A 26243-nucleotide genomic window follows, 5' to 3' on the forward strand; every position below is an offset into this window, starting at 1 on the left:
TACCCCACCATTTCCTCTCTCAACACATGTGACCGATTCATCAAATTGATATATTGATTGTGTTACGTGAGTAATAGTCGATTAAACTTGCTTGGTATTGTGAACGCTTCCCTAGTTCAGCCGCTCGTTACACATAAGCAAAGGAATCACTATGGCACAAGGTCGTTTTATTCAAACTGTTCTCGTTGGTATTGCTCTGTTATCCCTATTGGGATGCTCTCCTGAGCCTAAGCACGAGTGGCAATCTGATAAGTCTTACCAAATCACAGTGCTGCACACGAACGACCACCATGGCCGATTTTGGCAAAATAAGCACGGCGAATATGGTATGGCCGCGCGGAAAACACTTATTGATAAGATACGACAAGAGGTGGCTAGCCAAGGGGGGAGTGTATTACTGTTGTCGGGCGGAGATATTAATACCGGTGTTCCGGAGTCGGATCTACAAGATGCTGAGCCTGACTTTAAAGGGATGAATAAGATTGGTTATGATGCCATGGCAATTGGCAACCATGAGTTCGATAACCCGTTAGAGGTGCTACGTAAACAGCAAGGTTGGGCGAATTTCCCACTTCTTTCAGCGAATATTTATGATAGTTCAACTGGAAAACGGCTGTTTAAGCCCTATCAAATCTTTGATTTAAATGGCGTGAAGGTGGCCGTGATTGGGCTGACGACAGAAGATACCGCGAAGGTGGGTAACCCTGAATACCTCACCAACGTGGAATTTCGAGATCCTAAACAGGAAGCCAAGCAGCTCATTGCCAATATACGTCAAGCTGAGCAACCGGATCTCATTTTTGCTGTGACTCATATGGGGCATTACGAAAATGGCCACCATGGGATCAACGCGGCAGGGGATGTTGCTTTGGCAAGATATCTTGAGCCAGGGCAACTGGACATGATTGTTGGTGGGCATTCACAAGAGCCTGTTTGTATGGAATCGATAAACCATATTAATACTGGTTTTCATCCTGGTGATGATTGCCAGCCTGATATGCAAAATGGTACTCATATCGTGCAGGCGCATGAATGGGGCAAGTATGTGGGCCGTGCGGATTACACTTTTAAAAATGGCCAGTTGAAGCTTGAGAGCTATCGCTTGATTCCGGTAAATTTGAAGAAGAAGGTTGAAATAGACGGCAAGAAACAGCGCGTGCTTATCACAGAAGAAATCGTACAAAATCCTGAGTTGGCATCTTTTTTAAGGCCTTATCAAGAAAAAGGCCAAGCTCAGCTGAATGTTAAAATCGCCCAAAGTAATGGCAAGCTCGAAGGTGACCGCAATGTGGTTCGCTTCCAGCAAACCAACCTAGGTCGTTTAATCGCCACTGCGCAAATGGAACGAGGTAAGGCTGATTTTGGCATTATGAACTCGGGTGGGGTGCGAGACTCTATTGAGGGTGGCGAGATCACTTACAAGGATGTACTAAAAGTACAGCCGTTTGGCAATATGGTGGCCTATGTCGATATGAAAGGCTCAGAGGTGCTCGACTACCTCAATGTGGTCGCGACGAAACCAATAGATTCTGGCGCGTACGCACAGTTTGCAGGGATTTCTATGATCGTGAGTGGTGATACGGTATCGAACGTTAAAATTGGTGGGGTCGACATTGACCCAGACAAAGTCTATCGTTTTACTATTCCAAGCTATAGTGCATCGGGTGGTGATGGCTATCCGAAAATCACTGATCACTCCGGTTATGTGGATACCGGCTTCGTTGATGCGGAAGTACTGAAAGAGTATTTGTCTTCCCGCAGCCCAATTGATGTCCAGCAGTTTTCACCAAAAGGTGAGGTGGTGATTAAATAGAGTCGTCAATATCGTCGTCGACTAATTAGCAATATGAGTTCGTTTTTTTGATTATTGCTCGTACATTCATCGATTAATGTGGTTTGATTTAACAATGACTCCAGCAGTGAACCTAGTACAAAAAAAGCGTGTCGAGCACACTTTGCACCAATATTCTCACTCGCCTAATGCAGGCAGTTTTGGTGAAGAGGCCGTTGAAGCACTTAATATGAACCCAAATCAAGTGTTTAAAACTTTACTCTTTTGTTTAAATAGCGATCCTAAGGCACTGGCTGTCGCGGTTATTCCCGTTAGCCAGAAGTTAAATTTGAAACTGGCGGCTAAAGCTGCTGGCGAGAAAAAAGCAGCCATGGCGGATCCTGATGTGGCACAAAAAACAACGGGCTATGTTGTTGGTGGAATTAGCCCGCTGGGGCAGAAAAAACGTTTGCCGACTTTCATTCACTCAACGGCGGAGACGCTCGAGACTATGTGTGTCAGTGGAGGGCGAAGAGGTTTAGAAATTGAATTAAGCCCATGCGAACTTGCGCGAATCACGCAAGCTAAATTTTTGCCATTGTGTGATGGGTGCAGTGAAGCAACGTAAAAAAGCGATCTGGAAAACTTTAGAGGCTTGGGTTTATCGCTAACATTGCCGCTATATTCTATGCTGGTTAGTAAATGATATTTCTCTGTTTGGTCACTGGCGAGTTGTTACTTACTACTTGTATTGAGGTGTAACGCGTTATTGGGCATCGCGACCTTGTACTCACGCTGCTTTGTTTAAGCGAAGGTACACAGTTGTAAAATGAGAGTTAGTGCTCAACTAAGTGTAGGGCGTAGGCGAAACAAGGAATGAAATTGTCGTTCAGTTAGCTAAGGTGTTGTTAATTCTGACGCTATATTGATGTGCGTTTCTTGCTCGAAGCTATATAGTTGCTTATTATCACGAGTTGCAATGAACTTGATAGGACAAACATGCGTAATTTAGCTTTATTGATGATGACATTGGTGGCGCTGCCTGCATCTGCGCTAACGAAAGTGGATTTGTACAATTCGCAGATATTATTGGGCCAAGATGTAAAAGATGCAAAGGTGGCTGATTCTGGAGCACGAATTCAAGGTATGAAAAATGTGCTGGTTCGGGCTTCTGGTGACATTCACGCGACAGATAATGCTGTGATCAAAAAGGCTCTGCAGAATAACTCACGGTACATTACCCAACTTAGTTATTCGACCCAAGACCAAGACACGTTCTTAAAAATGCATTTTGGTGCACCACAAGTACGAGCGTTACTCACTCAAGCTCGTCTGCCATTCTGGCCAGCGATGCGGCCAAACGTTTTGGTATGGGTTATCGAAGACAATGGCTATGAACGTCAAATCGATTGGGAACATTCAAGTTCACCAATTTTAAAAGAAATTAAGGAGACCGCTGAGCAGCGTGGTTTACCTTACACAGTACCCGTTGGTGACTTTGATGATATTACTAGCGCTTCCGCGGCTGACTTTTGGGGCGGCTTCATTGTTCCTATGAGCAAAGCGAGCCAACGTTACCCTGCGGATGCGGTTCTAGTTGTGAAGGTCTCAAGTGGTACGCAAGTCTCATGGACATTGTACGATCAATCGCCATCTTCAATGACGGATACGACTAAAGTCCCTGTCACTGGTAATGATTCAGGGGACGATGCGGGTACACAGATGATGAATCAGGTCAGTGATTACTACGCGAAGAAAAGTGGCGTGGTGATCGCTAGTGAATCGTCTGAATCAGTGAAAACTCAGTTCTCCAATATTCGCACGGCGCAAGATTTCTTCAAGCTCGAAGATAAATTGAAAGGCTTGAGCTCAGTCGCAGCACTGGATGTGTTAAACATTCAAGGCTCCACAGTGCTGTTTAGAGTGCACCTCTTAGCCTCGCAAGATAGCTTTGAAGATGAAGTCGCTCGTATGGGGCAGGTCACGAAAGTTGATGCGGAGCCAATCCCTGTGATGCCGCCAGTGACTCAACCTGCTGATTCCACTGATCCAGCAGCAGTGGCGGCACAAACTACGACAGGCGCTGCGAGTGAACCTGCGACAGCGTCACTGGCAAATGAACAATTTGCCGTAGATCCGACGCTAGATCAGGCCGCGAGCACAACAGGTAGCGAATCTGTTGCGAATGTATCTAATACCGCTATGCCAGAGCCAGCACCTGTCGCGCCAGTTTTAGCCTACCAATGGCAAGGCTGATTCTCAGATAGTGCTTAGTTTTTCAGGTTGTTAAACTGACTGACAAAGATACCTTTATAGCGACGCCGTCTGATCTGGACTGGCGTCGTTATCGTTCAAACTCTTTTCTTTCTTTTGATTCCACTTCAGATAATTTTGTTAATGCTAAACCAAGCTCTCGTCCCCTATAGCGCGCGTAGTGAATATTGCTAATAAAGGCCGCGCTGGTGAGTGCTAATTCCACTATGGCAAGAATACGTTCATCTGGATTGATGTAGAGTATCGTTAGTGCATGCAGGAAATAGAGCATCAGAATAAAGTTCGCCCAAGCATGGGTATAAGGCTTAGCCGCTAGGATTCCTGGTAAAGGTAACAGTAACGGTAAGCTCCATGCTGCCGCGACGGCAAAGGGTGAGAGGTGCGGGTGAGGGGAGATAACAAGTTGCCACATGACCACCCAAGCGATCAAAGTGAGGTGAGCAGACAGTGCAGCTATTCGATAAGATTTTGTCGTCCGTGACATGATCATATTGATTACCCTTAGATTAGTTTCATCGCAGTGGTCGCCAACCTTTTCCCCAGCGCCATAGCGAGGCGGCTTTCTTCGGTAGAAAGCGTTGTATTGTTATGACTGCTGACATGAGTCGCGCCGTAGGGAGTACCGCCCGTTTGGGTGGTGTGAAGCTCAGGGGCAGAGTAAGGAATACCGAGTACGAGCATACCGTGGTGCAGGAGAGGCAACATCATGGATTGCAGTATCGTTTCTTGCCCTCCATGTAAGCTAGATGACGACGAAAATACGCATGCTGGTTTACCAATCAGATCGCCCCCCACCCAAAGGGTGCTAGTTTGGTCCCATAGATGCTTAAGTGGCGCAGCCATATTGCCAAACCAAACTGGGCTGCCCATTGCTAAGCCGTTGCAGCCGCGTAATTCCTCGATGGTGATTGAGGGATCGTTCGCTGGTTTCTCGTTTTCTTCAATTTCATCGACGGTGCGTAGTAGCGCCTCACATCCAGCTACCGACTCAACTCCTCGCGCGACTTGCCTTGCAATTGCACGAGTGCTGCCGTGCCTGCTGTAGTATAAGACGATCAGTTGGCAACTCATAAGATTTCAAGCACTTGCTCAGGGGGACGGCCAAGCTTTGCCTTACCGTTCGTGACCACAATTGGGCGTTCGATGAGTTTTGGGTGCTCTGTCATCGCTTGATATAGCTGCTCGTTAGTAGCGTCGCTCAATGAGAGCTCTTTATATATGCTCTCTTTTACTCGCATCATGTCTCTAACTTGGCTGATGCCTAGCTGAGAGACTAAGGCCTTGAGCTGTTCAACAGAAGGGGGAGTATCCAAATACAAGATGATCTCTGGTTGAATATTTCGCTCTTCTAATAGTGCTAATGTTTGGCGACTCTTTGAGCAGCGAGGATTATGATAAATAGCTACAGACATAAAAACTCCTATGGGTCTTTTATTTTAAGGCGTTAAATTGATCTCTTTGTACGATCAATTGGTCAATTCGTGCATCATACCGAGCTTGAGAAAAGCTGCCGAGTTTGGCGATTTTACTGGCTTGGCTATATTGCTCAATGGCTTTATCCCAGTTGGCACTTAGAGCAAAAAGTTCTGCCCTTGCAGCCAGTTCTTCGGCTCGATTACCCTGTTTGGCACTGGCTTCAGATAAAAGTTGCCAACCAATGACATCATCAGGGTGGTCATGGCTATAGCGCTGCAGAAGCTGGATAGCGGGCTCGAGTTTGCGCTGTTTGATCAGTACGTTCGCTAAGTTGACTTGCACGACTCGGTTGTTGGGTTTGTCTTTTTGCGCTTTTTCCAGCATGGTTTGCGCGCGTTTTGGCTGTTTTAAGTCGAGGTAGACATCAGAAAGCGCATCGAGATAGAAATCATTATTGGGTGACGCTTGATGCAGTTTTTCTAAAATAACGGCCGCGGCTTTGGGTTGTTTATTTTTGAGGTCGACTAAAGCCTTACCGTATTGGAACGCAGGTTGTAGCGCGGCGGGCGCGTTTTTCTGATGACGCTCTATCCAATCTAATGACGATGCGCTATCCATGTTCACATAGCGGACGATAACCCTAACTCTAGCGAGGTAGTAGTTAAGCGATGGCTTCACTTTATGTAGAGGGTATTGCATCGCGCGCTCGCGGGTATCGGTAATGCGCTGATCGGGTAGCGGGTGAGTGAGTAACATCGGTGGCGGCTTACTCGCGTAGCGATATTCATCGGCTAGGCGTCCAAAAAATCGCGGCATTGCGCGCACGTTGAACCCCGCTCTTTCTAGAGTCGCTAGGCCAAATCGGTCTGCTTCGATTTCGTTGCTCCGAGTATGATTAATTTGGCTTTGCATGCTTCCAGCGGTGGTGGCTGTTAAGGCTGCGATGCCAGCCTCGGGGGCCGCAATCGCTAATAGAATTGAGCCCGCAATTGCCGCGACCGTAGCGGGTGTACGGCGAGCTTGTTCTTCCATACTTCGCGCTAGGTGGCGTTGTGTCACGTGGGCAATTTCGTGCGCCATGACTGAAGACAGCTCACTTTCTGTATTCGCTTGCAAAAATAACCCAGAATGCAAAGCCACATGACCACCAAAAAAGGCAAACGCATTGAGGTTGCGATCTTGAATCAAGAAGAAGGTAAAGGGTGTTTTAACATCGTTGGCGTGCGCCACTAATCGATACCCTAAATTACTAATATATTCTGTCAGCACAGGGTCGTGGATTATGGGTTTTGTGCCACGCAGCACCCTCATATAGGCATCGCCAAAGACATTTTCTTGTGCAATAGACAGAGTCCCAGCTGCGACAGTGCCCATACTAGGGAGCTGGTTGTTATCGGCATAGACAGAGGGAGTACCACCTATCATGGCTGCAAGGCACAGGTATAATGTGTAGCGTGAACGCTTAAACATAATTGGTCGAATTTCCTCCATTTTTTATTTTGTGCTTGGTGCTTGCTTGGTCGAGTCGGCCCTGAGGTTGTTTCACCTAACTTTCGCTTATCTTCCATTGATGGGGTTAGCGGTGATACTTTCTAGAAAGAAGGTATCGCTAATTGCATGAGAGTTAGACTCCAGTTGGTAGTCAAGGTTTTACTGGATATGCCGAGAGCGAGAAACAAAAAACGATTTGATACAATTAATTGTAGTCAGATCGCTAGTTCAGCATGCAAAAGCCGATACAATGTCATCACTATGATAAACATCGGCCAATAGAATGAAACCTAATTTTCTCGATTTACGTGATGAGCGCTGCCCTCGAGCGTTATTGTTGGCAAAACGTCACATTGCGCGTCTCGATATTAGGGACATTGCTACAATTGAGCTAACGGAATTGACTTCATTGCAAGATATAGAGCATTACTTGCGAAATAATGACTATTGCTTTACACGCGTTGTTTTACCTGATGGTTGGATAATAGGCAGTATTCAAAAGCTGATCTCCCAACCCCTGTAGAGGAAAAGGGATAAAGTGATCTAAAAAGAGGAAAGTAAAGTTAATGTTTGAAATGGTAGTTCGCTGGTATAAGCGACGTTTTTCCGACCCCCACGCTGTCAGTTTGGTAGCAATCTTGCTGTTTGGTTTTGTCATCATTTACTTTTTTGGTGATTTGATTGCGCCGCTACTCGTTGCCATTGTGCTGGCTTATTTACTTGAGTGGCCAGTAGCAAAATTAGTGAGTTGTTCAATTAATCGCACGTTAGCCGTTGTTTTAGTTATCGTGACCTTTACCAGCTTTATGTTTCTATCATTATTGATCTTAGTGCCAACGATCTGGCAGCAGGTCGGTAATCTGGTCAACGATATTCCGAACATGTATGCGGGCATGCAACACTTTATTACGGCTATTCCACAACGTTACCCCGATCTTGCAGATTTGAAGATTGTCGAATCCGTGATGACTAATATCAAGAGTCAGGTTATTGGAGCCGGTGAGAGTGTCGTTAAGGGATCTTTGGCGTCATTAGTGAGCATTGCTACTCTAGCTATTTATCTGATTTTAGTGCCACTATTGGTATTTTTCTTGTTAAAAGATAAACAAGAAATGATCGCCATGGCAAGTGGTGTGTTACCACGTAATCGCAAACTGGCTAACAAAGTTTGGTTAGAAATGAACGAGCAAATTAGTAATTATATTCGTGGTAAAGTGCTCGAAATACTGATTGTTGGCAGTGTCAGTTATCTTACGTTTATGTTACTCGACTTACGATATGCAGCGCTGTTGGCTGTAGCGGTCGGGGTGTCTGTATTGATCCCTTATATTGGCGCGGCAGCGGTGACTCTCCCAGTAGCCATCGTTGGCCTATCACAGTGGGGGCTGACCCCTCCGTTTTATTGGTTACTCCTTGCCTATGGCATAGTGCAAGCGCTTGACGGTAATGTTCTAGTGCCGATTTTATTTTCCGAAGCTGTGAATCTGCATCCTGTGGCAATCATTGTTGCTGTGCTTGTGTTTGGCGGACTATGGGGCTTTTGGGGAGTATTTTTTGCTATTCCTTTAGCGACACTAGTCAAAGCGGTTTGGAATGCTTTGCCAAGCCATGAAGAAACAGAAGATAGTGTGACCCCGTAGACTGCTTTTACTATTGATCCCCTATATGGCGCCACTGATAAGAGCTGGCGCCTTGCCTTTCTAAAAATCCCACTATACTTCTTACAAGTGTGTTTGACGTGGACGCGAGTCTATGGCATCGATGGAGTGACCGCACTCTAGCTTTTCAAGCGAAGATGATGACCATCCGCAGCGCTACTAATCACGGAATCAAGGACGATGATTCGGTCAAGGGGGATATCTATGAAGTTCAGCCAAAAAGTCGTCGCAGCATCAGCGGCATTACTGTTTGTTACTATATCTCTGCTGTCCTTTCAACAGCAGCGGACAGTGAGTAGCGAGATTGAATCTTTAGTCGGTAGCAGTTTACTGGAAATGATTAAAGGGGTGAGAAACACTGTAAGCGCAGAAATGCAGATGAAAAAGCAGCTGGCTCAATCCACCACCGAAGTTATCGAAATGCAGCCAGAAAATCGTCAGTATGTCAGTGATATCATAGAAGAGCCTACTGTAAAGAGTAACTTTTTATCCATTGGTTTAGGCTATCAAACTGATGGCTCTCTAATCGAAAATGATGATAATTGGGAAGCGGATTCTAGTTACGATCCACGCGTTCGACCTTGGTATATTGACGCTAAATCGAAAGGGAAATTGGTTGTCACGGCGCCATACGTAGATGCTTCATCCGGCACGGTGATTATCTCCATCGGGACGCCGGTGAAGAAAAGTGGCAGCTTTGTTGGTGGAATGTTCTATGACGTGGAGCTGAGTGGCCTCGCGAAGTTGGTGAACAGCGTCAATTTATTTGATGCGGGTTACTTGTTTATCGTTACCGCAGATGGAACGACGATCGCGCATCCTAAGGGCGCATTCAATGGCAAAAAAATATCAGAATATCTTCCCGGTGCGGCGATTCAGCAAGGCGAGGAACATGTAAGCGTAGACGGGAAAGAATTCCTCGTGAACTTTGTTGAGATCCCCGGTGAAAATTGGTTTGTTGGCGCTGTGGTGGATGAGTCTATCGCGTATTCTGCCGTTGGTCAGTTACGCAACAGCGCTATTGTATATGTCATTGTAAGTGTGGTGCTGAGTATCACGATTCTAACCTTCTTGATTCGTTTCCTCATGCGACCACTTGGCTCGCTGAACCAAGCTATTCAGGCCGTGGCTTCAGGACATGGTGATCTGACCAAACGATTAGATACCAATACAGATAAAGAATTTTCCGAACTGGCAAGTGGCTTCAACACTTTTGCTAGTACGCTGCAAAATCAAATTACTCAGTCGAAAGCGATCGGTACCGAGATCATGCATAGTGCGGATACCACAGTGAGAGGGGCAGAGGAGTCAGCAGAGGCGATGCGAAGTCAGTTGTATGAATTGGAACAATTAGCGACAGCGATGAACCAAATGGCAGCGACAGCGACTGAAGTTGCAAATAACGCTCAGGGCGCAGCAAGCGCTGCTCAGCATGCAGATGATGCGACTGAGCAAGGCTCTAAAGTGGTCGGGCAAACCACAACGTCTATTGATAACCTTTCTGAGCGAATCGATCAAGCCGTTGAAGAAGTACAAGGGCTCGAAACGGCGACGGCAAATATTGAGACGATTCTGAAGGTGATTAACGACATTGCTGACCAAACCAACTTGCTGGCGCTGAATGCGGCGATAGAAGCCGCTCGGGCAGGGGAATCGGGACGCGGTTTTGCCGTTGTTGCTGACGAAGTAAGAACTCTGGCGCAAAGAACCCAAGAATCGACCACAGAAATTCGTAGTATGATTGAACAGCTTCAAGCTGGGGCAAGTGCGGTATCTGGAGCGATGGGAGAAAGTAAAGCCACTGCGGTGGAAGCGGTCGAAAATGCGCAGCTCGCCAATACCTCTTTGAGTCAAATACGTGATGCTATTCAACAAATCTCGGACATGAACTTACAAATTGCTTCCGCGGCTGAAGAGCAAAGCTTGGTGGCGGAAGAAATTAATAACAATACGGTAAAAATTAAAGACCTGTCTACCACGGTTGCGGAGTCAGCTGACGGGGCCAACATGGCGATGCAAGCGCAGCGTGAGAATGTCAAAGAGCAAGAAGCGATTTTGAATCGGTTTATTGTCTAGGCTCTATAGATTGCCGAGGGCTTGTTAATTGCCGATAGGCTTGTTTGATTGACATATATCCTGAAGGAAACAAGATACGCCCCATTTGATGGGGCGTCTTACATAGAATGGCAATAAAAATTAGAGTAGGAATTACAGACTAAGATTATTAATAGGCGTCATTATGGACGGTTTGGACTGCTCGGCCTGAAGGATCGACACAGTTTTTGAAAGATTCATCCCACTCCACGGCTTTTGCCGAAGAGCAGGCGACCGAAGGGCCACCGGGCACACAACGGGCAGCTGATTCTAACGGGAACAATTGCTCAAATATTTCTCGATACATATAACCCTCCTTAGTGGTGGGTGTGTTGTACGGGAAGCGGTATTGCGCTGTTTCCATTTTCTGGTCAGAAATGGTTTCTTCAGACACTTCTTTTAGTGTATCAATCCAACTATAGCCAACTCCGTCGGAAAACTGTTCTTTTTGACGCCATGCGATGTTGTGTGGAAGGTGGTCTTCAAAGCATTCACGCAAAATGTGTTTTTCCATTTTTCCGTTACCGCACATCTTATCTTCAGGGTTTAAGCGCATTGCTACATCAATAAACTCTTTGTCTAAGAAAGGCACACGACCTTCTACGCCCCAAGCGGCTAGAGACTTGTTGGCTCGCGCACAATCAAACTGGTTGAGGGCGAGTAACTTACGCACGGTTTCTTCGTGAAATTCTTTCGCGTTAGGCGCTTTATGAAAATACAGATAGCCGCCAAATAATTCGTCAGCACCTTCACCAGATAGCACCATCTTTATTCCCATGGCTTTGATCTTTCTGCCCATAAGATACATCGGAGTAGATGCACGTATTGTAGTGACGTCATATGTTTCGATGTGGTAAATCACATCACGAATAGCGTCCAAGCCTTCTTGAATGGTATAGGTCATTTCATGGTGAACGGTACCGATTTTATCGGCGACTTCACGTGCGGCTTTTAAGTCGGGTGCACCTTCTAAACCAACGGCAAAGGAGTGAAGTTGTGGCCACCAAGCGGTAGATTTGTCATTGTCTTCGATTCTCATCGCCGCATATTTTTTGGCAATCGCAGAGGTGATGGAAGAATCAAGACCACCAGACAGAAGCACGCCATAAGGAACATCTGTCATCAATTGGCGCTTGACTGCTGCTTCTAGTGCCTGCTTGAGCTCAACTCTGCTAGTTGGGTTACTCGCGACATTCTCAAAGCTATTCCAGTCACGGGTATAATAACGTTCAGGTTGCTCTAAAGACGAACTGTAGAAGCATCCCGGTGGAAACTCACTGATGGTTTTGCATACAGGAACCAAGGCTTTCATTTCAGACGCGACGTAATAGTTGCCTTGCTCGTCTAGGCCCTGATAAAGAGGAATGATGCCAATGTGATCGCGACCGATTAAGTATTGGTCTTTATTTTCATCGTATAGAACAAACGCGAAGATACCATTGAGTTCTTCAAGAAGCTCTGCACCCATCTCTTGATACAGAGCCAGAATTACTTCGCAATCGGAATCTGTTTGAAATTGGTATTTATCTTGATACTTTGCGCGAAGCTCTTGGTGATTATAAATCTCACCATTTACTGCTAGAACTAGTTTGCCATCATGACTGTAAAGGGGTTGAGCACCACTATTTAAGCCGACTATCGCTAAGCGTTCATGGGCAAGGATCGCATTCTCCGACGCATAAATACCTGACCAGTCAGGTCCACGGTGACGCATTTTTTTTGACATTTCTAATGCGGTACTGCGCAGCGCGGATGCGTCGCCTTTTATATCCAATATCCCAAATACTGAGCACATGTAAAGTTTCCCTTTGTCTAAAAGCAGTAAGTTACAATGTGCCAGTTGAACAATAAAAAGCAACCTTGAACATGCTTTATTTTTACAAATCACACGTGTGATTAAACAATTTCTAATAATCACCCATAATTTTAAATTTTATCTAATTTTAGTGTGGTTTCTCCATGTTCAGTGGGATTATTCTGTAGGGGAGGGCTTTCAGATTGGTACTTGGCTTGCCTGTTACGGCATGTCTATCAAGGCCATCCTTGGCCCCCACATATTGGGTTCTCACTGTGTACTCAAAGGAGCTTAGCTGCGACTGCCCACGTTTATTGCGACTAAGTTAGGTTGCAAGCCATCGCATACGTGCTTAGCAAAACCACTACCGGCTTCGTTGTATACGTTGAATGCGGCGTCGACGCCCTTGGACAATAGTTCATCTACTTGATCCGAGTATTCCGCGATGGCAGCGATTTGTCCTGAGAACTGTTTGTTTTGCAGTTGTTCTAATGCCATTTGGTTACCTTGGTGGTGAGGCATCGCAAGCAGGACAAGTTTGACTTTGGATGTGTCAAAAACGCGCTCCCAGAAGTCGGAATCGGTGGCGTCTCCGGAAATGACTTGTCGGCCTTGTTCACGATGCAGCTGCGCTGTACGGTCGTTTATATCTATGCCTAACGCGATATCGCCGTACTGAGCTCTTAGTTCATTGTAGGCCCCGGTACCAATGCGGCCCATCCCAAAGATAAGAATTTGTGCATGACCTGGATTAATCAGGCGATCCTTTTGGTGTAGGACTTCTGCAGAATGCTCTTTAACCCACTGAGTCGATTTACGGTAAAGTTCATGGGCTTTACGGTTCAGTGGCGCAGCGAGCACAAAGGATATGGAGACGGCCATGGCAATCGCGACCATGATATCACTATTGATCCAGCCAAGTTTGTAGGCAAGTGCACCAACGATCAGGCCGAATTCACTGAAGTTGAATAAGGTGAGTGCGGTAAAGAGGGAGGTACGTACTCGGAATTTGAATTTGTTCAATACCTGAAAATACAGGAACCCTTTTAAAGGTAATACGAGCAGTAACAAAAGTGCGAGCGTCAGACCTGCGAGGGTCGGCTGAGCTTGTAAACCGATGTTTAAGAAAAAACACACCAAGAATACTTCTTTGAGGTTAAATAATGACTTGGAGAGTTCTGATGCCTTTTTATGCCCGGATAGCAGCATGCCCATTATCAAAGCCCCTAAGTCTGGCTTAAGACCAACAAAGCTGAACAAGCCTGCTCCCATTACTAGGGCAAAGAAAATGCCAAACAAGACTAACATTTCACCATGCCCGGCCCAATCGAGCAGCTTATAAAATAGAGGGCGTAGTAGCGGTAAGGCTATTAAAACGACGGCATACCACTCTGGCATTTTCCCTGTAGAGGCCGTGAGAAATAGTACCGCAAAGATGTCCTGCATGACCAAGATACCGATCGCCATCACACCATACAAGGCGTTCATATCGCCTTTTTCCTGGATAGATTTAACCGCAAATACCGTACTAGAAAAAGACAGAGCGAAGCCCAAGGTTACAAGTTGGCCTAGCGAGACTTCGGATAAGCATGCGACACCTAAAAACTTTAGCATGACTAAAAATGCACTGAACGCGAGCGTCGACAGGATATTGTGTATGCTAGCGCCAGCCCAGATTTCTTTAGATAATAATACTTTGATATCTAATTTTAGGCCGATGGTAAACAGCATTAATGTCACACCGAGATCGGCAAGAAATTCAATGTTGTTACTACTTTGATAACCAAAATGGTGCAGTGCAAACCCCGCAAGTAAGAAACCAACTAGGGGTGGAAGGTGACAACGAAGCGCGATAAAACCTGCAATAAATACAGAGGATAAAAGTACAAGTTCGGTCAAAGGCAAAAGTCCTTAATATTGGAGGTTTGGTGTATAATTTATAAACAAGATAAATTATACACACATTAAGCTCTAACATTCAGACTTCAAATAGAAAACAAACCAAAATATAACAATTAAGATGTTATATTTTGGTTTGTTTATCGTTGGGAGCTGGTGTATATGTCAGTCTTCTAACAGTTTTTGCAATAAAGCGCCATTTAGCATTGCTCGTTTAATCATGGCGAATGCTCCCATCGAAGGTTGGTCGTTAAGCAACGAGGCGACAATTGGAAGCGACTCGTGGAAGGTTTTCAGTGACTGATTTTGTACATTTCGTTTGATTGCGGGGAAAATGATATCTTGGCACTGAGTAATGTCACCGGCGATGACGACTTTCTGTGGGTTAAACAAGTTGATGGTGATGGCGACGGCTTTACCAAGTTGGTTACCGACACGGATTAAACTTTGCCTAGCTAATTCATCTCCAGAATTTGCATGCGAGCAGACATCTTTGATGGTGATATGGTTGAGTTCTGCAAGGCTAGATTCATAGCCTTGACTAACAAGTTGGCGGACTCGTTTAATGATGGCAGGGTTGGCTGCGATGGTTTCTAAACAGCCAAAGTTACCACATTGACATTGCTCTCCGAGCGGGTCAATTTGAATGTGGCCGATTTCGCCCACATTTCTATTTGAGCCGAGAAAAACGTTACCGTTGATAATAATGCCAGCCCCCGTTCCACGGTGAACGCTGACAAGGATTGAGTCTTGGCAGTCTTGGCTAGCGCCAAAGTAGTGTTCAGCGAGCGCCATCCCTCGGACATCGTTGCCAATAAAGCTGTGCACTTTAAATTTTGCTTGGATAATACTGCCGAGTTCTAACTTATTAACTCGAATACCTGGCACATACTCCACCGTGCCTGTTTCCGGGTTGATAAGTCCTGGCAAAACAATGCCAATGGCGATCAGCTCTTCGACCACGTTTTTATTGTCGAATAAAAAGAAGGATAGCTGTTGAATGAGCCCTTCTACCAATTCGTCTTGGGTCGTGTAGAGGAACTCATTATGACTCGTGGCGAGCTCTCGTCCCGATAAATCGAATAAACTGAAGTGGATATAGTCGCGGCCGATTCGCACTGCTAAAGAGTGGAACGGTTCAACAACCGTTTTTAACGAGATAGCTCTTCGCCCTCCCGTTGAAGCTTGTTGGGCGACCTCTTTTATGAGGCCGCGCTCTAGCAACTGGCGGGTGATCTTAGTAACGCTCGCCGGAGCGAGTTGACTGAGGTCGGCTACCTGAATACGCGAGATAGGACCTTGTTGATCAATCAACCGATATACGGCTGCACTATTGAGTTGCTTGACTAAGTCTACGTTACCGATTTGTCCGCCATTCATGATTAATTTTGCTCGTATATTCCGTTTACAACAGTTGCTTGGACATTGAAGTCATTATCAAATACTGCCAAGTTCGCGACCATTCCTTTTTGAACTCGCCCAAGCTCGTCCTGCATGCCAATTGCCGTCGCAGGGTATAAGGTGGCCATTCTAAGTACTTCATCTAAGGCGATACCTGCGTGATCGACGGTGTTTTTCACCGCTTCAATCATAGTTAGCGCAGAACCTCCAAGTGTACCACTTTCGTCAATGCACTTACCATCGCGGTAATAGACTGTTTTACCAACAAAAAGAAAGCTATCTATTTCAGCTCCTGCTGGGGCTGTGGCGTCGCTCACTAAGACTAATTTCTCACCCTTCATTTTGTGTGCAATACGGATGTTGGCGTAGTCAACGTGGAACCCATCAGCGATTATCCCAGCGTAAACGTCTGCGGTATCATAAACGGCCCCCACGACACCAGGATCGCGGGCACTAATGGAGGTCATAGCGTTGAAAAGGTGAGTGGCAAACGTAATTCCATCATTAAAGCTTTGCTTCGCTTCTGCATATGTCGCGTTAGTATGGCCGATAGCTACGACAATACCCGCTCGTTTTAGTTGTTCTATAAACTGCACGTCATTACATTCAGGAGCGAGGGTGACTTTGGCGACTACGTCTTTGTTGGCGCATATGAAGTCGATCATGTCTGCCGCAGACTGGCGGATAAAGTCCACGCTGTGAATGCCTTTCTTGGCACTATTAAGATAGGGCCCTTCTAAGTGTAGACCTAGAGATTGATTGAGGTATCGACCTTGGTACTCACGCGCAACAGTGATAGCACGCTTCATATCCTCGTCTGAAGAAGTAATCAATGTCGGTAAAAAGCTGGTACAGCCCGAGCGTAGATTGGCCAAGTGCATCGTTTGTAGCGTTTCGACGGAAATATCGTTGTTTAGCATGACTCCGCCACAGCCGTTAAGTTGTAAATCGATAAAACCTGGGCTTAGGTTTGCACCATTTAGATCCACTCGTTGTACGTTGCTAGGGAGATCTTTCAGCAAACAAATGTTCTCAATCATATTGCCATTAATGATAACGGCATGATCTCGAAGAATTTCTCTCCCGGTATAAATTTTGCAGTTAGTTAGCGCGTACATCGTTGGCTAATCCTTATCAATTCGTTGGTTTGAACAAGTGCTAGTGCTTACCCCGTAGAAATCCGAGCCTTTCGGGTTAGGGTAAGCTCATTTAATGTGCAGTCAAATGAGTGTGCGCGATATTGTATAACACCGATGGTGTCACGTCTTACCTCATTTTAGCCCTGTAAACTGTAACTCGTTCACGTGGCCTAGATTTATTAATTCGTATTGTAAAATAAGAGTGAGCGTTCAGCCAGTCAAATTGATACTTCTTATTAATTGTTGGTGATTAATATCACACATATGGAGGTTTTCATTTGCTAGCAAACTAGATTTACATACACTTAGGCAAACTAAATTGAGGCGCTAAAATAAGTGCCTTGTACGATATTCTGAAATCCGATAGGGGGAACTAGAGGTGAATATTCTTGGTTACGCGCAACGATTAGGTAAAGCATTAATGCTGCCGATTGCAACACTACCAGTTGCCGCGCTTCTATTACGTCTTGGGCAGCCTGACTTGCTCGACATTCCATTTATGGCTCAAGCTGGTAACGCTATTTTCACTAACCTACCGCTATTGTTTGGTCTAGGTATCGCTATTGGCTTGTCGAAAGACGGCTCAGGTGCTGCCGGCCTTGCGGGTGCCGTGGCTTACTTCGTTCTAACTGCGACCTCTTCTACAATCAATTCTGAAGTAAACATGTCTTTCTTTGGCGGTATTATTGCGGGTGTTATTGCGGGCCACGCATACAATGCTTTCCATACTACACGTTTACCAGAATGGCTTGCTTTTTTCTCCGGAAAGCGTTTAGTGCCAATTATGGCAGGACTGATCGCTCTCATCGTCGGTGGCGGAGCTGGTTATGTATGGCCAACCATTCAACATGGTTTGAATGCGCTTGCTCATGGCATCTCAACCACAGGCTATGTTGGTGAGTTTATTTATGGTGTCCTTAACCGCGCGCTCATTCCTGTTGGTCTGCACCATGTACTTAACTCGTACATGTGGTTTGGTCTAGGTACATGTCAAGAAGTGTTCACGGCTCCTATTGCGGCGCTACACGGTGCAACTCAACTATGTGTTGACCCATCTATTGCGAAGTCGCTGGTTGTTGGCCAAGAGCACACGTTCCACTTTGTGAACTCGGTTACTCCTGAAATTAAAGCGACCGTGACTAGCCTAACTGATTCTGCAGGTCAAATTGTTACTAAGACTGGCGACTTAAACCGCTTCTTCGGTGGTGATAAGAGTGCTGGTGTGTTCATGACGGGCTTCTTCCCAATCATGATGTTTGGTTTGCCAGCAGCAGCGTTAGCGATGTACTTAGCAGCGCCAGCGAAAACTCGCCCACAAATCGCTGGTGCACTTTTCTCTGTTGCTTTCTGTGCATTCCTGACCGGTATTACAGAGCCGCTTGAGTTCATGTTTATGTTCTTAGCACCAGGTCTGTATGCTATCCACGCTGTGTTTACTGGTTTGGCAATGGTTGCGACCAACATGTTTGGCACGCTTGACGGATTTGGTTTCTCTGCAGGTCTGATTGATTTCGTATTGAACTGGGGTTTAGCAACCAAGCCGGTCACTCTGCTTATCATCGGCTTATGCTTTGGTGTGCTGTATTTCGTGACTTTCAGTGTTGCTATTCGAGTGTTCAACTTGAAATCACCAGGTCGTGAAGGCACGGAAGATGATGCTCCTGTGTCAAAAGAAGAAATTAAAGGTGATTTGGCTCGCCAATACGTTAAGGCTCTGGGTGGACGTGAGAACTTAACCGCGATTGATGCCTGTATTACACGTTTACGTTTGACTTTGAAAGACCGCTCTGTTGCTGATGAAGCTGTGCTTAAAAGGCTTGGTGCCAAAGGCGTGGTTAAATTAGGCGAAAACAACCTACAGGTCATTTTAGGCCCACTTGCTGAAATCATCGCAGGTGAAATGAAAACGGTTGGTATCGGTGAAGATTTAACTGAAGTGAAACTTCCGTAATATTTAATCATCACGATAAAAAGCCTCCACATAGGAGGCTTTTTTGTATTAAGCGGTCATGCCTGCGTGGTTTTCGAACAGTTTGCGTAAATAATCAGAAGAAATGATGTCTTGGTATTGTGTCACATCTCAGAATCATGGATTATTAACGTTAACATGCTTTCCTTGTTCAAGAAGCGAGAGCAAAACCAATTTTTGACAATACTGAATAGATTTGAGGTGCCATAGATGAGTGAAGTTGAGGCTCGTCCTTCGAACTTTATTCGCCAAATCATTGATAAAGATTTAGCGAATGGTGGACATACTAGCGTGCATACCCGCTTTCCCCCAGAGCCAAACGGCTATTTGCATATCGGTCATGCAAAGTCCATTTGTCTGAATTTCGGTATTGCTCAGGATTATCAAGGCCAGTGTAATCTTCGCTTTGATGACACAAACCCTGAGAAAGAAGACGTCGAATACGTTGATTCTATTAAAAACGATGTGAGTTGGCTTGGATTTGAGTGGAGCGGTGATGCTCGTTATTCATCGAACTATTTCGACAAGTTGTATGGCTATGCTGTTGAGTTGATCAACAAAGGTCTTGCTTATGTTGATGGGCTTTCTCCTGAGCAGATCCGTGAATATCGCGGCACATTAACAGCACCGGGTAAAGCAAGCCCATATCGCGATCGCAGCGTTGAAGAGAATTTAGCACTGTTTGAAAAAATGCGTTCGGGTGATTTTGCTGAAGGCACCGCGTGTTTACGCGCTAAAATTGATATGAGCTCTTCGTTTATGGTAATGCGCGATCCGGTTATCTACCGTGTTCGTTTTGCCCATCACCATCAAACGGGTGATAAGTGGTGCATTTACCCAATGTACGACTTTACGCACTGCATTTCTGATGCGATTGAGAATATTACTCATTCACTGTGTACGTTGGAGTTTCAGGATAACCGACGTTTGTACGATTGGGTCTTAGACAACATTTCTATTGAGAGCCAGCCTCGTCAGTATGAATTTAGTCGTTTGAACCTTGAATATACGGTGATGTCGAAGCGTAAACTTAGCCAACTTGTCACTGAGAATTTGGTTGAAGGCTGGGATGATCCGCGTATGCCGACGATTTCAGGCTTGCGTCGCCGAGGCTTTACATCTGGTTCTATTCGAGAGTTTTGTAAGCGTATTGGAGTAACGAAGCAAGAAAATATGATCGAATTTGGCTCATTGGAGTCATGTATTCGTGATGACCTGAATGAGAATGCGCCACGCGCGATGGCTGTACTCGATCCTGTCAAAGTTGTGATTGAAAACTTCGCGGAGCAGTCAGTTGAAACGCTGTCTGTTGCTAACCACCCGAATAAACCAGAAATGGGGTCTCGCGACGTTCCATTTACTCGTGACGTGTGGATCGAGCGTGATGACTTCCGTGAAGAAGCAAACAAAAAGTATAAGCGTTTGGTTCTTGGCAAAGAAGTTCGTTTACGTGGCGCTTACGTGATCAAAGCTGAACGTATTGAGAAGGACGAGCAGGGTGAAATCACGACTATTTATTGTAGCTACGACGCTGATACCCTAGGTAAGAATCCAGCTGATGGTCGCAAAGTGAAGGGTGTTATCCATTGGGTTTCTGCGCAAGAAGGTAAAGCTGCGGAAATTCGTTTGTATGATCGCTTGTTTAGTGTGGCCAACCCAGCAGCTTCAGATAACTTTGCTGAAACAATCAACCCAGAATCTTTGGTTACCGTTAATGGTTATGTTGAACCGAGCCTTGTTACTGCACAAGCAGAGCAAGGAATTCAGTTTGAGCGAACGGGTTATTTCTGCCTAGACAGTAAAGATTCTCTACCAGATGCACTCGTGTTTAACCGCACAGTTGGTCTGCGTGATTCTTGGGCTAAAATAGAAAGCAAATAGCGAAGCTATTGTACTTAGCAAAATAGACGCAATAAAAAACCAGCACTTCAGTGCTGGTTTTTTTTATGTTGCCCAGCCGTGTTTTAGATAACCTAGCTATGGGTAACATCGCTAGGGGCAACATAACTCAAATCCGTTTGCCGAGAGCGCTACTTTTTCAGTTTATGCGCATCTGGGTTGGTTTTACATGACCCATCACCACACTTACCGTAAAGGTACAAACTATGGTTGGTCAGGACGACATTGTAATCAGACGCAATCTCTTTTTGACGCTCTTCAATCGTGTCATCCGAAAACTCGATCACTTCACCGCAGTCCAAGCACACTAAGTGGTCGTGGTGGTGCTGCGTGGACAATTCAAAGACAGACTTTCCGCCTTCAAAGTGGTGACGAGTGACAATACCTGCATCATCGAACTGGTTGAGGACTCGGTATACAGTCGCAAGACCAATTTCTTCACCAATATCAATGAGTTTCTTATACAGATCTTCTGCACTGATGTGTTGACACTCAGGCTGCTGCAGAACCTCTAAAATTTTTAACCTAGGTAAAGTAACCTTAAGACCAGCATCTTTTAACGCCTGGTTATTGTCTGACATATGTATTCCTGTAGATGATCTGTTGTAAAACAGAATTCAAGTATCACTTACATTATATGGTAGTCGAACTGAACAATAAACCACGAACTTCAAAGGGTTACTCTGAATTATTATCAACGCTTAAAAATATTACTGATATTGGAGGTAAGACCAGTTACCATAGGGCGTAAGGATCGAGACATTCAGGAGAGAAAGACTCAAGATGAATAAAGTAGTTGCCAAAATTTATAAACCGAATTGGGTAAAATTAGCCTTAAATATTTGGCCACCTTTCTGGGGTTCGGGAATCAAAATTGTTTCTATTAGTCAGGACTTTAGGCAAGTTAGGATGAAGCTAAAACTGCGTTGGTGGAACAAAAATGCCAATCGTACTCAATATGGAGGAAGCATATTTTCACTCACCGATCCTGTATATGCATTAATGTTGATGGGCATCCTAGGTGAGGAGTACTTTGTGTGGGATAAAGAAGCCAGCATTAATTTTATTAAACCGGGAAGTACGGATTTATATGCGGATTTTTGTATCACAGATGAGCAGTTGCGCGCGATTCACGCTCACACAGGCGAAGGCGAAAAGTGTTTTCCCGAGTTTGTAGTTCGAGTGGTCGATACCAATCATGAAATTGTATCAGAAGTGCAGCGTACGCTTTACGTGCGTAAGAAGCCTAAGTATAGAGAGCAGGCGGTTACAGGGGAAGAGTCATTGAAGAAAGCCCAATAGGCTGGGCTCTCTTAGGTGAAGCAGAGGATCTAGTCTTCTAGTTCTGCTAAACACATTTCGCTGTGGATTTGTTTTACCCAGCTTGATACACGCTCTTCTGTTAGCTCAGGTTGGCGGTCTTCATCGATACACAAGCCGACAAACATGCTGTCGTTGTCTTCTAGCACAGCTTTTGATGCTTCAAATTCGTAGCTGTCCGTGCTGGTGTGGCCAAGGATGGTTGCACCTTTTGTTTCAATGATATCGCGTACCGTACCCATTGCATCACAGAAATACTCTGCGTAATCTTCTTGGTCGCCGCAGCCGAAGATAGCGACGAGCTTATCAGCAAAGTCGATGTTTTCGAGTTCAGGGAAGAAATCATCCCAGTCACATTGCGCTTCGCCGTAGTACCACGTTGGGATGCCCAGCAACAGCAGATCGAAATTCGCAATGTCTTCTTTGCTGCTTTTAGCAATATCTTGTACGTGAACCAGTTGTTTACCTAATTGCTTTTGAATCATCTTTGCAATTGCTTCAGTATTGCCTGTATCGCTACCAAAGAAGATGCCTACACTTGCCATAGAGTCTTTACCTTTAATTTTGTCTAATTCTTGGCTGATAAGAAAACGTGGATACTATAAACCCTGTCCTTCCCAAATAAGCTGTATGACGCCTTTGGCGACAAAGCCTGTACAACCTAAGAACAGGACTAACCACACGATACGACGACCAAACGGTGGAACATTTCCTTGCTTGAGTACATCCTTGATTGCCATGCCGATCAAGAAAAAAAGACCCGCAAAGAGCAAGTCAAGGCCGACTGATTCAAGGATGTTCATATAGTCGTATAGCATAGTAATCCTATATGCTAATTTGCTTGCGCGCACTATACCATTGTTGTGGCGCAAAGTTAATTGATGCGTCTACACGCGAGTCTAAGATAAGTGGCTCACGCGATAAATTTGCGAATCGTGCGTATTACTTCAAACGGTTTTTCAGCGTGTAACCAATGCCCTGTATTGGCAATGACGTGTGCTTTAGCGCGGCTAAATTGTCGCTGAATCTGCATTTGATGTTCTGCCAGCAAGTAATCTGAATCCCCACCTTTAATGAACAAGGTTGGAATATCGATTGGCGTAATTTCTTGCCAATTTTGAATGTGATCATAGTTGTTTTCAAGAGCGGGTACATTAAATCGCCACGACAAATGCTCCCCATCTTTGTATAAAGACTTACTTAAAAATTGGCGAACACCATCAATCTCAATATGCTGAGCCAGTACTTTCATGGCCTCACTGCGTGACACAGGTTTTGCCGCGAGGACAGCATTGAGCCCAGCGAGTACATTGTCATGCCGTCTTTGCTGGTAGCGGACAGGGGCCATATCCAACACGATTAGCTCTCGGACCTGATCTCTTGCAATATCAGCAAGCGCCATAGCAGCCTTGCCACCCATTGAGTGACCGATCAAGGAGTAATTTTCGAGGCCAAGATAGTTTAAGGTGTGATTGGCGTCTTGCGCCAAAACTTGGTAGTTATGGGTGTCACTGTGAAACGATCGCCCATGATTGCGTAGATCTAGACTCACGACTTGATAGTCGTCTTTTAGATCTCGGGCAAGCGTACCTAGATTATCTAAGTTACCAAATAAACCATGGATCAAAACAATGGTGTGACCTTCACCTTCAATTTTATAGTTTAGCAGCTCTGACATTTTCTCTTATTCACACAGGGTTTCTCGTAGAGTATCTGCAAAGATCTCGTTATAATCCTATGGAGTTTAAACATTGAGATAATGAAAAGCGAATGAAAACAATTGAGGTTGATGAGGAACTGTACCGCTTCATCGCTAGCCAAACACATCACATCGGGGAAAGTGCCTCAGATATTCTGCGCCGCTTACTGATGATAGATGTCGATGCTATGCAGGCAGATACAAGTTCGGTTGTTCCGGTTGAGCCAAAAGGCATTGTCGTGAGTAAAGAGGGAGCGAAAGAAAAACACATTGATAGCGTAAAAGCTATGCGCTCGTTGCTTATCTCTGATGAGTTCGCAGGCATGACGAAAGCCATTGACCGATTTATGTTAGTGCTATCGACCCTGTATCGAATTGATTCAATTACTTTTTCAGAAGCGAGCCAAGTTAAAGGCAGAAAACGAGTGTACTTTGCTGACAATGAAAAAACCTTGCTAGCTAATGGTAACACGACCAAACCTAAGGCCATTCCAGATACCCCGTTCTGGGTGATTACCAATAACAATACCAGCCGAAAGCGTCAAATGGTGGAGCAGCTCATGGGCAAAATGAGTTTCCCCAACGATTTGGTTGATAAAGTCGTTAACGCTATCTGAACCACCTGATTTTAGCCTCGCTTTGCACTCCAACAAGTTCAATGCGGGGCTTGAGCAGCTATTCATATCATTAAAGGATTTTTTATATGTCTATTCACCCTCGCGCAGGGCAGCGAGCGCAGCAGCAAGATCTGTACAATATTCCAGCACTAGTCGCTAACTACTATCTTATCCAGCCGTCTTCGCATTCCTCCGATCAAAGAGTCCAGTTTGGTACGTCGGGGCATCGTGGGTGTGCAGACAAAGCAACATTCAATGAACATCATATTTTAGCGATCGCGCAAGCGGTGGCAGAGTACCGAGCTGAGCTGAATACGACAGGGCCTTTGTTTATTGGTAAGGATACCCACGCGCTATCCGAGCCGGCTTTTTCCAGTGTGGTTCAGGTATTGGTGGCGAATGGGGTGCAAGTGGTTGTGCAAGAAAGCGCTGGTTATACGCCGACGCCGGGCATCTCTCACGCTATTTTAACCCACAACTTGTCTGCGAAAGATAAAGCTGACGGTTTGGTTATCACTCCTTCACATAACCCTCCACAAGACGGCGGTATTAAATACAACCCGGCACATGGTGGGCCAGCAGAAGGGGACATCACCAAAAAAATTGAAGATCGAGCGAACGCTTTGATTGCAGAAGGTCTACAAGGCGTGCAGCGCATTAGCCTTGAACAAGCGAAGGCATCTGAATTGTATCAAGAGAGAGACTTGGTTGCGCCATATGTGGCTGACTTGGTTAACGTTGTTGATATGAAAGCGATTCAAAATGCGGATCTGAACATTGGCGTTGATCCTCTTGGTGGTAGCGGTATCGAGTACTGGAAGCAGATTCGTGATGCATACGGTCTTGATATTACATTGGTTAATGATGCTGTCGATCCATCGTTTCAGTTTATGTGCCTAGACAAAGATGGCGTTGTGCGTATGGATTGCTCGTCGCCATATGCCATGGCTGGCTTGTTGGCTCTGAAAGATGAGTATGACTTAGCGTTTGGTAATGACCCAGATTACGACCGCCATGGTATTGTGACACCTGCGGGACTGATGAACCCAAACCACTTCTTAGCGGTTTGTATCGACTATTTGTATCGTCATCGCAGTGATTGGTCAGCTGAAGTTGCCGTTGGCAAGACGTTGGTTTCTAGCGCGCTGATTGATAAGGTGGTCGCCGATCTTGGCCGTGAGCTGTGTGAAGTGCCAGTTGGCTTTAAATGGTTTGTGGACGGCTTGTTTAGTGGTCGCTTTGGTTTTGGCGGTGAAGAGAGTGCGGGTGCATCTTTCTTGCGCAAAGATGGTACGCCTTGGGCAACGGACAAAGATGGTATCATCTTGTGTCTTCTGGCTGCTGAAATAACCGCAGTGACAGGTAAGAACCCACAGCAATATTACCAAGAGTTGGCAGCCAAACACGGTGAATCTCAATATAGCCGTACCCAAGCTGTCGCGAATAGTGAGCAAAAAGCCGTTTTATCTAATTTGACTCCAGATGCCGTTCTTGCGGAAACCTTGGCAGGCGATCGTATTACCGCCCGTTTAACTCATGCTCCAGGTAATGGCGCTGCGATTGGTGGCCTTAAGGTGACAACTGAGTTTGGCTGGTTTGCGGCAAGGCCGTCAGGCACAGAAGACATTTACAAAATATACTGTGAGAGTTTTAAAGGTGAAGAACACCTAAAAATGCTTGAGCAAGAAGCGCAAGATATCGTTAAAAAAGTGTTTGTTGCAGCTGGTTTGTAACACGCAATTCAGCGACTAAAAACAGTACAAAAAAAAGCAGTGGCAGTGCCGCTGCTTTTTTGTAGCCG

The 26243-nt window shown here is 45.4% G+C and carries 23 protein-coding genes; 11 read left to right on the forward strand and 12 right to left on the reverse strand.

Going from position 1 to position 26243, the window contains the following annotated elements:
• Nucleotides 1–151 precede the first annotated feature (151 nt).
• From ushA to L4C34_RS10915, 3 genes are all read left to right on the forward strand, one after another.
• The gene (gene ushA / locus L4C34_RS10905) at nucleotides 152–1813 is read left to right on the forward strand and encodes a bifunctional UDP-sugar hydrolase/5'-nucleotidase UshA (protein WP_428789365.1); all 1662 of its coding nucleotides are present in this window, start codon (nucleotides 152–154) and stop codon (nucleotides 1811–1813) included.
• A gap of 94 nt (nucleotides 1814–1907) precedes the next feature.
• Nucleotides 1908–2399, forward strand: a complete 492-nt coding sequence (gene ybaK, locus L4C34_RS10910) for a Cys-tRNA(Pro) deacylase (RefSeq protein ID WP_428789366.1) — start codon at nucleotides 1908–1910, stop codon at nucleotides 2397–2399.
• A 371-nt stretch (nucleotides 2400–2770) separates the two neighbouring features.
• Complete coding sequence (locus L4C34_RS10915) at nucleotides 2771–4027, forward strand: DUF8605 domain-containing protein (RefSeq protein WP_428789367.1); 1257 nt, start codon at nucleotides 2771–2773, stop codon at nucleotides 4025–4027.
• 88 nt (nucleotides 4028–4115) lie between these two features.
• On the opposite strand, the gene L4C34_RS10920 is transcribed toward L4C34_RS10915, so the two are convergent.
• The 4 genes from L4C34_RS10920 to bepA are packed head-to-tail and all read right to left on the reverse strand — an operon-like array spanning nucleotide 4116 to nucleotide 6934.
• Nucleotides 4116–4535: a DUF2069 domain-containing protein gene (locus L4C34_RS10920; RefSeq protein WP_428789368.1), complete on the reverse strand. Its 420-nt coding sequence runs from the start codon at nucleotides 4533–4535 to the stop codon at nucleotides 4116–4118.
• Between the two features lie 11 nt (nucleotides 4536–4546).
• On the reverse strand, nucleotides 4547–5116 hold the full coding sequence (wrbA, locus tag L4C34_RS10925; RefSeq protein ID WP_428789369.1) for an NAD(P)H:quinone oxidoreductase: 570 nt from the start codon (nucleotides 5114–5116) through the stop codon (nucleotides 4547–4549).
• The gene (gene arsC, locus L4C34_RS10930) at nucleotides 5113–5457 is read right to left on the reverse strand and encodes an arsenate reductase (glutaredoxin) (protein ID WP_428789370.1); all 345 of its coding nucleotides are present in this window, start codon (nucleotides 5455–5457) and stop codon (nucleotides 5113–5115) included. Before arsC ends, wrbA begins: the two co-directional genes overlap by 4 nt.
• Nucleotides 5458–5476: 19 nt before the next feature.
• Nucleotides 5477–6934: a beta-barrel assembly-enhancing protease gene (bepA, locus tag L4C34_RS10935; RefSeq protein ID WP_428789512.1), complete on the reverse strand. Its 1458-nt coding sequence runs from the start codon at nucleotides 6932–6934 to the stop codon at nucleotides 5477–5479.
• A 301-nt stretch (nucleotides 6935–7235) separates the two neighbouring features.
• Here bepA and L4C34_RS10940 point away from each other — a divergent pair, with 301 nt between their 5' ends.
• From L4C34_RS10940 to L4C34_RS10950, 3 genes are all read left to right on the forward strand, one after another.
• Entirely contained in the window at nucleotides 7236–7475 is a 240-nt protein-coding gene (locus tag L4C34_RS10940; protein WP_428789371.1) for a sulfurtransferase TusA family protein, read from the forward strand.
• A gap of 43 nt (nucleotides 7476–7518) precedes the next feature.
• The gene (locus L4C34_RS10945) at nucleotides 7519–8592 is read left to right on the forward strand and encodes an AI-2E family transporter (RefSeq protein WP_428789372.1); all 1074 of its coding nucleotides are present in this window, start codon (nucleotides 7519–7521) and stop codon (nucleotides 8590–8592) included.
• 222 nt (nucleotides 8593–8814) lie between these two features.
• The gene (locus L4C34_RS10950; RefSeq protein ID WP_428789373.1) at nucleotides 8815–10686 is read left to right on the forward strand and encodes a methyl-accepting chemotaxis protein; all 1872 of its coding nucleotides are present in this window, start codon (nucleotides 8815–8817) and stop codon (nucleotides 10684–10686) included.
• Between the two features lie 148 nt (nucleotides 10687–10834).
• Here L4C34_RS10950 and asnB read toward each other — a convergent pair whose 3' ends face one another.
• From asnB to nagA, 4 genes are all read right to left on the reverse strand, one after another.
• Nucleotides 10835–12499 (reverse strand): asparagine synthase B, encoded by a 1665-nt coding sequence (gene asnB / locus L4C34_RS10955; protein WP_428789374.1) that lies wholly within the window; start codon nucleotides 12497–12499, stop codon nucleotides 10835–10837.
• Between the two features lie 291 nt (nucleotides 12500–12790).
• Complete coding sequence (locus L4C34_RS10960; RefSeq protein WP_428789375.1) at nucleotides 12791–14398, reverse strand: cation:proton antiporter domain-containing protein; 1608 nt, start codon at nucleotides 14396–14398, stop codon at nucleotides 12791–12793.
• A gap of 165 nt (nucleotides 14399–14563) precedes the next feature.
• Nucleotides 14564–15778 (reverse strand): DNA-binding transcriptional regulator NagC, encoded by a 1215-nt coding sequence (gene nagC / locus L4C34_RS10965; protein WP_428789376.1) that lies wholly within the window; start codon nucleotides 15776–15778, stop codon nucleotides 14564–14566.
• 2 nt (nucleotides 15779–15780) lie between these two features.
• Nucleotides 15781–16917, reverse strand: coding sequence for an N-acetylglucosamine-6-phosphate deacetylase (nagA, locus tag L4C34_RS10970; RefSeq protein WP_428789377.1), 1137 nt, complete (start codon nucleotides 16915–16917; stop codon nucleotides 15781–15783).
• A 400-nt stretch (nucleotides 16918–17317) separates the two neighbouring features.
• On the opposite strand from nagA, the gene nagE reads away from it, so the two are divergent.
• Together nagE and glnS are read left to right on the forward strand one after the other, a co-directional pair.
• Nucleotides 17318–18889: an N-acetylglucosamine-specific PTS transporter subunit IIBC gene (gene nagE, locus L4C34_RS10975; RefSeq protein WP_428789378.1), complete on the forward strand. Its 1572-nt coding sequence runs from the start codon at nucleotides 17318–17320 to the stop codon at nucleotides 18887–18889.
• A gap of 228 nt (nucleotides 18890–19117) precedes the next feature.
• Nucleotides 19118–20788, forward strand: a complete 1671-nt coding sequence (glnS, locus tag L4C34_RS10980; RefSeq protein ID WP_428789379.1) for a glutamine--tRNA ligase — start codon at nucleotides 19118–19120, stop codon at nucleotides 20786–20788.
• A 149-nt stretch (nucleotides 20789–20937) separates the two neighbouring features.
• Here the strand turns inward: glnS and fcrX are convergent, their stop codons facing one another.
• On the reverse strand, nucleotides 20938–21387 hold the full coding sequence (fcrX, locus tag L4C34_RS10985) for a ferric iron uptake transcriptional regulator FcrX (protein WP_428789380.1): 450 nt from the start codon (nucleotides 21385–21387) through the stop codon (nucleotides 20938–20940).
• 202 nt (nucleotides 21388–21589) lie between these two features.
• Between fcrX and L4C34_RS10990 the strand changes: the two genes are divergently transcribed.
• Nucleotides 21590–22108, forward strand: coding sequence for a DUF4442 domain-containing protein (locus tag L4C34_RS10990; RefSeq protein WP_428789381.1), 519 nt, complete (start codon nucleotides 21590–21592; stop codon nucleotides 22106–22108).
• Nucleotides 22109–22137: 29 nt separating this feature from the next.
• Here L4C34_RS10990 and fldA read toward each other — a convergent pair whose 3' ends face one another.
• The 3 genes from fldA to L4C34_RS11005 form a co-directional block, all read right to left on the reverse strand.
• Nucleotides 22138–22671, reverse strand: coding sequence for a flavodoxin FldA (gene fldA / locus L4C34_RS10995; RefSeq protein ID WP_428789382.1), 534 nt, complete (start codon nucleotides 22669–22671; stop codon nucleotides 22138–22140).
• A 54-nt stretch (nucleotides 22672–22725) separates the two neighbouring features.
• Nucleotides 22726–22944 carry a DUF2788 domain-containing protein gene (locus L4C34_RS11000; protein WP_428789383.1) on the reverse strand — a complete coding sequence of 73 codons (219 nt, stop codon included), beginning with the start codon at nucleotides 22942–22944 and terminating at the stop codon, nucleotides 22726–22728.
• 95 nt (nucleotides 22945–23039) lie between these two features.
• On the reverse strand, nucleotides 23040–23804 hold the full coding sequence (locus tag L4C34_RS11005; protein ID WP_428789384.1) for an alpha/beta fold hydrolase: 765 nt from the start codon (nucleotides 23802–23804) through the stop codon (nucleotides 23040–23042).
• Nucleotides 23805–23896: 92 nt separating this feature from the next.
• On the opposite strand from L4C34_RS11005, the gene seqA reads away from it, so the two are divergent.
• Both seqA and pgm read left to right on the forward strand, forming a co-directional pair.
• Nucleotides 23897–24442 carry a replication initiation negative regulator SeqA gene (seqA, locus tag L4C34_RS11010; RefSeq protein ID WP_428789385.1) on the forward strand — a complete coding sequence of 182 codons (546 nt, stop codon included), beginning with the start codon at nucleotides 23897–23899 and terminating at the stop codon, nucleotides 24440–24442.
• An 86-nt stretch (nucleotides 24443–24528) separates the two neighbouring features.
• Nucleotides 24529–26175 carry a phosphoglucomutase (alpha-D-glucose-1,6-bisphosphate-dependent) gene (pgm, locus tag L4C34_RS11015; protein ID WP_428789386.1) on the forward strand — a complete coding sequence of 549 codons (1647 nt, stop codon included), beginning with the start codon at nucleotides 24529–24531 and terminating at the stop codon, nucleotides 26173–26175.
• Nucleotides 26176–26243: the final 68 nt, after the last annotated feature.

Origin of the sequence: Vibrio profundum (assembly GCF_050337555.1) — a bacterium.
Taxonomy (GTDB): Bacteria; Pseudomonadota; Gammaproteobacteria; order Enterobacterales; family Vibrionaceae; genus Vibrio; species Vibrio profundum.

Coding starts and splice junctions, on each gene's coding strand:
- ushA (WP_428789365.1), top strand. CDS start 152: ATGGCACAAGGTCGTTTTATTCAAACTGTTCTCGTTGGTATTGCTCTG.
- ybaK (WP_428789366.1), top strand. CDS start 1,908: ATGACTCCAGCAGTGAACCTAGTACAAAAAAAGCGTGTCGAGCACACT.
- L4C34_RS10915 (WP_428789367.1), top strand. CDS start 2,771: ATGCGTAATTTAGCTTTATTGATGATGACATTGGTGGCGCTGCCTGCA.
- L4C34_RS10920 (WP_428789368.1), bottom strand. CDS start 4,535: ATGATCATGTCACGGACGACAAAATCTTATCGAATAGCTGCACTGTCT.
- wrbA (WP_428789369.1), bottom strand. CDS start 5,116: ATGAGTTGCCAACTGATCGTCTTATACTACAGCAGGCACGGCAGCACT.
- arsC (WP_428789370.1), bottom strand. CDS start 5,457: ATGTCTGTAGCTATTTATCATAATCCTCGCTGCTCAAAGAGTCGCCAA.
- L4C34_RS10940 (WP_428789371.1), top strand. CDS start 7,236: ATGAAACCTAATTTTCTCGATTTACGTGATGAGCGCTGCCCTCGAGCG.
- L4C34_RS10945 (WP_428789372.1), top strand. CDS start 7,519: ATGTTTGAAATGGTAGTTCGCTGGTATAAGCGACGTTTTTCCGACCCC.
- L4C34_RS10950 (WP_428789373.1), top strand. CDS start 8,815: ATGAAGTTCAGCCAAAAAGTCGTCGCAGCATCAGCGGCATTACTGTTT.
- asnB (WP_428789374.1), bottom strand. CDS start 12,499: ATGTGCTCAGTATTTGGGATATTGGATATAAAAGGCGACGCATCCGCG.
- nagC (WP_428789376.1), bottom strand. CDS start 15,778: ATGAATGGCGGACAAATCGGTAACGTAGACTTAGTCAAGCAACTCAAT.
- nagA (WP_428789377.1), bottom strand. CDS start 16,917: ATGTACGCGCTAACTAACTGCAAAATTTATACCGGGAGAGAAATTCTT.
- glnS (WP_428789379.1), top strand. CDS start 19,118: ATGAGTGAAGTTGAGGCTCGTCCTTCGAACTTTATTCGCCAAATCATT.
- fcrX (WP_428789380.1), bottom strand. CDS start 21,387: ATGTCAGACAATAACCAGGCGTTAAAAGATGCTGGTCTTAAGGTTACT.
- L4C34_RS10990 (WP_428789381.1), top strand. CDS start 21,590: ATGAATAAAGTAGTTGCCAAAATTTATAAACCGAATTGGGTAAAATTA.
- fldA (WP_428789382.1), bottom strand. CDS start 22,671: ATGGCAAGTGTAGGCATCTTCTTTGGTAGCGATACAGGCAATACTGAA.
- L4C34_RS11000 (WP_428789383.1), bottom strand. CDS start 22,944: ATGCTATACGACTATATGAACATCCTTGAATCAGTCGGCCTTGACTTG.
- L4C34_RS11005 (WP_428789384.1), bottom strand. CDS start 23,804: ATGTCAGAGCTGCTAAACTATAAAATTGAAGGTGAAGGTCACACCATT.
- seqA (WP_428789385.1), top strand. CDS start 23,897: ATGAAAACAATTGAGGTTGATGAGGAACTGTACCGCTTCATCGCTAGC.
- pgm (WP_428789386.1), top strand. CDS start 24,529: ATGTCTATTCACCCTCGCGCAGGGCAGCGAGCGCAGCAGCAAGATCTG.